5 protein-coding genes are annotated in these 4,341 nt (G+C 60.3%); 3 read left to right on the forward strand and 2 right to left on the reverse strand.

Translation table 11 applies throughout. The features are described from left to right. Nucleotides 1-162 precede the first annotated feature (162 nt). Together FDN03_RS15360 and FDN03_RS15365 are read left to right on the forward strand one after the other, a co-directional pair. A complete protein-coding gene (locus tag FDN03_RS15360; protein WP_138178471.1) occupies nucleotides 163-792 on the forward strand; it encodes a LysE family translocator in 630 nt (209 codons plus the stop codon). A gap of 319 nt (nucleotides 793-1,111) precedes the next feature. After that, entirely contained in the window at nucleotides 1,112-1,795 is a 684-nt protein-coding gene (locus FDN03_RS15365; RefSeq protein WP_138178472.1) for a hypothetical protein, read from the forward strand. Nucleotides 1,796-1,852: 57 nt separating this feature from the next. Here the strand turns inward: FDN03_RS15365 and FDN03_RS15370 are convergent, their stop codons facing one another. Continuing rightward, entirely contained in the window at nucleotides 1,853-2,719 is an 867-nt protein-coding gene (locus FDN03_RS15370; RefSeq protein ID WP_138178475.1) for a VOC family protein, read from the reverse strand. A 228-nt stretch (nucleotides 2,720-2,947) separates the two neighbouring features. On the opposite strand from FDN03_RS15370, the gene FDN03_RS15375 reads away from it, so the two are divergent. Beyond that, nucleotides 2,948-4,057, forward strand: coding sequence for a thermonuclease family protein (locus tag FDN03_RS15375; RefSeq protein WP_138178473.1), 1,110 nt, complete (start codon nucleotides 2,948-2,950; stop codon nucleotides 4,055-4,057). Between the two features lie 111 nt (nucleotides 4,058-4,168). Here FDN03_RS15375 and FDN03_RS15380 read toward each other — a convergent pair. Further along, nucleotides 4,169-4,341 (reverse strand): transposase (locus FDN03_RS15380; RefSeq protein WP_138178474.1); only part of this gene is annotated, 173 nt, incomplete at its 5' end.

Below are 4,341 nucleotides of genomic sequence, written 5' to 3' on the forward strand. Positions count from 1 at the left end.
AGCGTTCAATCATTATGAAGCGGAGGTTCCAGCTCTGACCAGACCTACCAAGCCCTACACCTCATATCGTCTAGGAGAAGCCGGGAGTAACCGGGCGCACGGCTTCAAGGACCGAACCCTGCTCCCGCAAGGGCAGTCACCTCTTCCCCTTATCCTTGTTTCATGACCGTTACCTCTGCCCTGCTTTCCTTTGCCGTGGTGGCCGCGCTGATGACCCTGGTTCCCGGGGTGGACACCGCCTTGATCTTGCGCTCAGCGGTGGCCCGCAGCCGCGCCGAAGCCGCGGTGGCTGCCTTGGGGATTTGCACGGGAGTACTGGCGTGGGGTGTCATTGCCGCGGCCGGTGCCTCGGCGGTGCTCGCGGCCTCACAGCTGGCCTATCAAATCCTGACCTACGCCGGCGCCGCATATCTGGTGTTCCTCGGCGCGCAGATGATCTACCGCAGCCTGCGGCGCAAGAAGGTTGACGCGGTGCAGGTTCCCGTTGCCTCCAGCAAATGGAAGGCCTTCGGCATGGGCCTGACCACGAACCTGCTGAACCCGAAAATTGGCGTGTTCTACATTGCCGTGATTCCCCAATTCACCCCCGGCGGGGCCAACGCCCTGCTGATGGGACTGGCGCTGGCGGCCGTCCATGTGCTGCTCACCATGCTCTGGGCAGCCGTGCTCATTCTCGGTGCTTCCCTGGCGGGCAGGTGGCTGCGCACGGAAAAAGGGGTTACCATCATGGATCAGATCACCGGGACCGTGTTAATCGGATTCGGTGTGCGCGTGGCACTGAACAGGCCCTAGTCAACCCATCACGGGTGGCCCTGTGCATGCCCGCACTACTTCCACAACGACATGCCTTTGTACCCCGGCCAGCAAGCACCATCAAGGGAGGGGTTCTCCGTCAATGCTGCCCGGATGTTCACTAGGAAGACGCTGAAGTCCCCTCGTGTAACTGGTTCGCTCGTCGTCGCCTGGCATAGCGTCGGAACAAATGGCAGCGGATCAGCTTGATCCGCTGCATTTCCGATTTTGAGCGGCGTATCGCCCGGTAGGTCGACGCCAGGCTCTACGAAAGGCCTTTATGCACATAATGACCCGCACGGGAGCCACATTTGCCTCGATGCTGTTGGCAACGGGACTGCTGGCCGGCTGCTCGCAGGCCACCTCCGATGAACCCGCAAAGCCGAAGGCCTCACAGAGCGCCACGACCGAGCACGAGGTTGATTCCGAGACGGTACAGATCGCCAACGGCCACTTCAGCGTCAAGCTGCCCAAGGGTTGGCAGATGAAGGAAATCACCAACGAGTACTACCAGTACAACCCCGAAGCGGCCGCGAGCATCGAATTCACCAATCCCGATGGCCAGGTCATGGCCACTCTGCGCACCGGGGCGGATCCGTGGGCCGAGGAGGCCATCCCACCCCCAGCGAAGGACAATGTCCTGATTGATGGCGGAACACTGAATGAGGAGAAGGGCGCACACCTGACCTTCGTGGCGGACGCCGCCAGCCCGGACAGTGCGGTCATTGAACTCACCGAGCTCAGCCCAGACCAGCAGGCTGGCTATCCGGCCGTTGCGGTGCCGTTCAACTATCAGGGCGGCAGTGCCACCTTCGAGCGCAAGATCGGGCCCAAGGATGAACTAACCGACGTCGATGCGGATCTAAAGGGTGCCGAACGGATGCGAGCCTACGCCAAGACCGAAGAGTACGCGCAACTTAAGTCCCTGATGATGTCCTTCGAACAGCTTAAGGACATCCAGGAACAGCCCCCGCAGGAACCGACCGAAACCCCAGGCACCTAAGGATTGACGGACCTGATCTTGCTATCGCGAGATCAGGCCCGTTTGCGTTGCCAGGATCTACGCGACGGCCACGCGCAGCTGGTTGTTCCAGGGATCGTTGAAGCGCAGTTCCTCGCCGGTGTGGTGGTGCTGGATTTTCGCGAAGTCCAGGCGTTCGGCGATTTTGCCGACCTCATCCTGGTTGGGCACGTTGATCAGCACCTCACCCAGTCCAAGGGTGTCGCGGCGCGGCCCGGCACCCCGCGAGTTCCAGACATTCATGGCCATGTGGTGGTGGTAGCCTCCAGCCGAGACGAACAGGGCCTGGTCCCCCAGCGCAGTGGTTTCATCAAACCCGAGCGTTGAGACGTAGAACTGCCGGGCGGTGGAGATGTCACCGACTTGCAGGTGTACGTGCCCCACTCCGGCGGTGGCTTCCGCCTGCCGCTCGACCGCAGCCTGCCCCAGGTACGCCTCCAGGTACTGGTTGGGATCCAGGTAGATGGTATCCATGGCAACCGTGCCCTGCTCCCAGCGCCAGGTATCGCGTGGGCGGTCCCAGTACAGTTCGATCCCGTTGCCCTCAGGGTCGGTGAAGTAGAAGGCCTCGGAGACCAGGTGGTCGCTGGATCCCACGAATCGGGTGTTGTCGAAGCGGGCCGCGGTGTAAACGGTGGCCGCCAGGTCCTCCTGGCTCTCAAAGAGCAGGGCCGTGTGAAAGAGCCCGGCTTCGCCACGACTCGGCAGGTGCAGTCCCGGCGCATGCCGCAGTTTGACCAGTTCACTGGAACCGCGTCCCAGCGTGAGCCCGTCATAGTCTTCCGCCAGCACCGTCAACCCCAGGGCCTTCTGGTAGTAATCGCTCATCAGCCGCATATCCCCGACCTTGAGTTGCACGGCATTCATGCTCAACTCATCGGATAGTTTCTCTTCGCGCACGCTCATCGCGGCCACCTTCCCGGCACAGATCATTGGTCCTCGTGGGCTCAAGCCTACCGGAATTTACTTGAAGCTTCAATGAATAACTGGAATCGGCTGCTACCTCACACCACATCGTGTCCGGCCTAACTCGTGGAACGAAGGTTTTGGCGTTTTCAATGAAAAACCCTTTAATGATGGAGGAGTTATTCTCCCTAATCACTTGCACGTTCTGAGAAAACGAGAAACATTTTGTTGAGCACAAAATCAAAGTGGGTCGCGGGCCTTGTTGCCGGAACGCTGGTTACCTCCGGCGTCGTGTACGCCGCGACCGCCGACAGTGACACACAGGGCACTGTAATCCGGGTTATCGACGGAGATACCGTGGATATGAAGATTGCCGGCGCCGAACAGCGGGTTCGGCTCCTCAACGTGGATACGCCCGAAACCGTAGACCCCAATAAGGGTGTGGAGTGCCTCGGCTCCGAGGCCAGCGATCACCTCAAATCGATCCTTTCCCCAGGCGACAAGGTCGACCTCGAATACGATGTCGAGAGAACCGACCGCTATGGCAGAACCCTGGCCGGCGTGTTCAAGGATGGGCACTTGGTCAACGCAGAGATTGCAGCGCTCGGCCTGGGAATCGCTGTGAAGTTCGAGCCGAACATCAAGTTTTACGATGAGGTGTTGGCTGCGCAAAACAAAGCCTCCGAAAACTCAGCCGGGCTTTTTAGCACGGACATCAAATGCACCGTACCGGCGCAGGTTGACGAAGTTGCCTCGGCCTTGGAAGAGGCTCCGGAAGAGCTCAGCGACTCCACAGAAGAATCCGGCTCACAGGCCGCCGAGGCCGCGGCCGCAGTGGCAATGGGACTCGGACTGAAAAAGACCCTTGACGGCATCACCCCGGACCGCAGTCCTGTCACGCACGCCCTTCTTGCCTCAAGTTTTGCCGGTTTGCGTTCACAGCTCTCGGACTCCATCTCGACCGCCGAGGATCTGGAAAAGGCTCACCGCACTCAAGAATCGAAGCTGAAGCAGGAAGAAAAGGAGCGCAAGGAAGCCGAGCGAAAGCAAAAAGAGGAGAAGCTGAAGGCAGAGAAGGCAAAGCAACGCGCAGCGGAGCTCAAAAAGGCGCAAGAGCAGCAAAAGGCGGCTACCGCCGAGCGGCGCCGGGCCGCGGCGCCGAGCAAGCAAAACAATACGCAACAACAAACGCAGCCACGCAAAAAAGCGCAACGACCGACCGCACCGCGGACGCCTAAGAAGACGTACCAGGCTCCAAGGAAGAAGAGCAGCGGTCCCTCCAACTACACCGGACCGCGGTGCTATGCACCCGGAGGCAAAACCTGGCGCCCGTGCTGAGTAAACCAGCTCCAGCCCTGGCTCAGCCAGAACACACCTAGGCGAAACCGAACACCGGCCTGTCGACGCATCAGCAGAGCTCGTCGACAGGCCGTAGTGTTTTCGGGCTCTTCACAATCCAGGGTGTAAAACGGGTCTGAACCCGCCAGATTCCAAGAGCGAACGGGCAATATAATTCGCTAGGCTCCGGAACCCCAGAGCGCTGCCGCGCAGGTGTTCCAACCTCCCATTGATCGCTTCGGTGGGGCCGTTCGAGGTGCCTGCCCGGTCAAAGTAACCCAGGA

It is taken from the genome of Glutamicibacter sp. V16R2B1 (genome assembly GCF_005774635.1).
Lineage (GTDB): Bacteria > Actinomycetota > Actinomycetes > Actinomycetales > Micrococcaceae > Glutamicibacter > Glutamicibacter creatinolyticus.

Excerpts from the sequence above, each read along its gene's own strand:
- FDN03_RS15360 (WP_138178471.1), top strand. The coding sequence starts at position 163 with ATGACCGTTACCTCTGCCCTGCTTTCCTTTGCCGTGGTGGCCGCGCTG.
- FDN03_RS15365 (WP_138178472.1), top strand. The coding sequence starts at position 1,112 with ATGCTGTTGGCAACGGGACTGCTGGCCGGCTGCTCGCAGGCCACCTCC.
- FDN03_RS15370 (WP_138178475.1), bottom strand. The coding sequence starts at position 2,719 with ATGAGCGTGCGCGAAGAGAAACTATCCGATGAGTTGAGCATGAATGCC.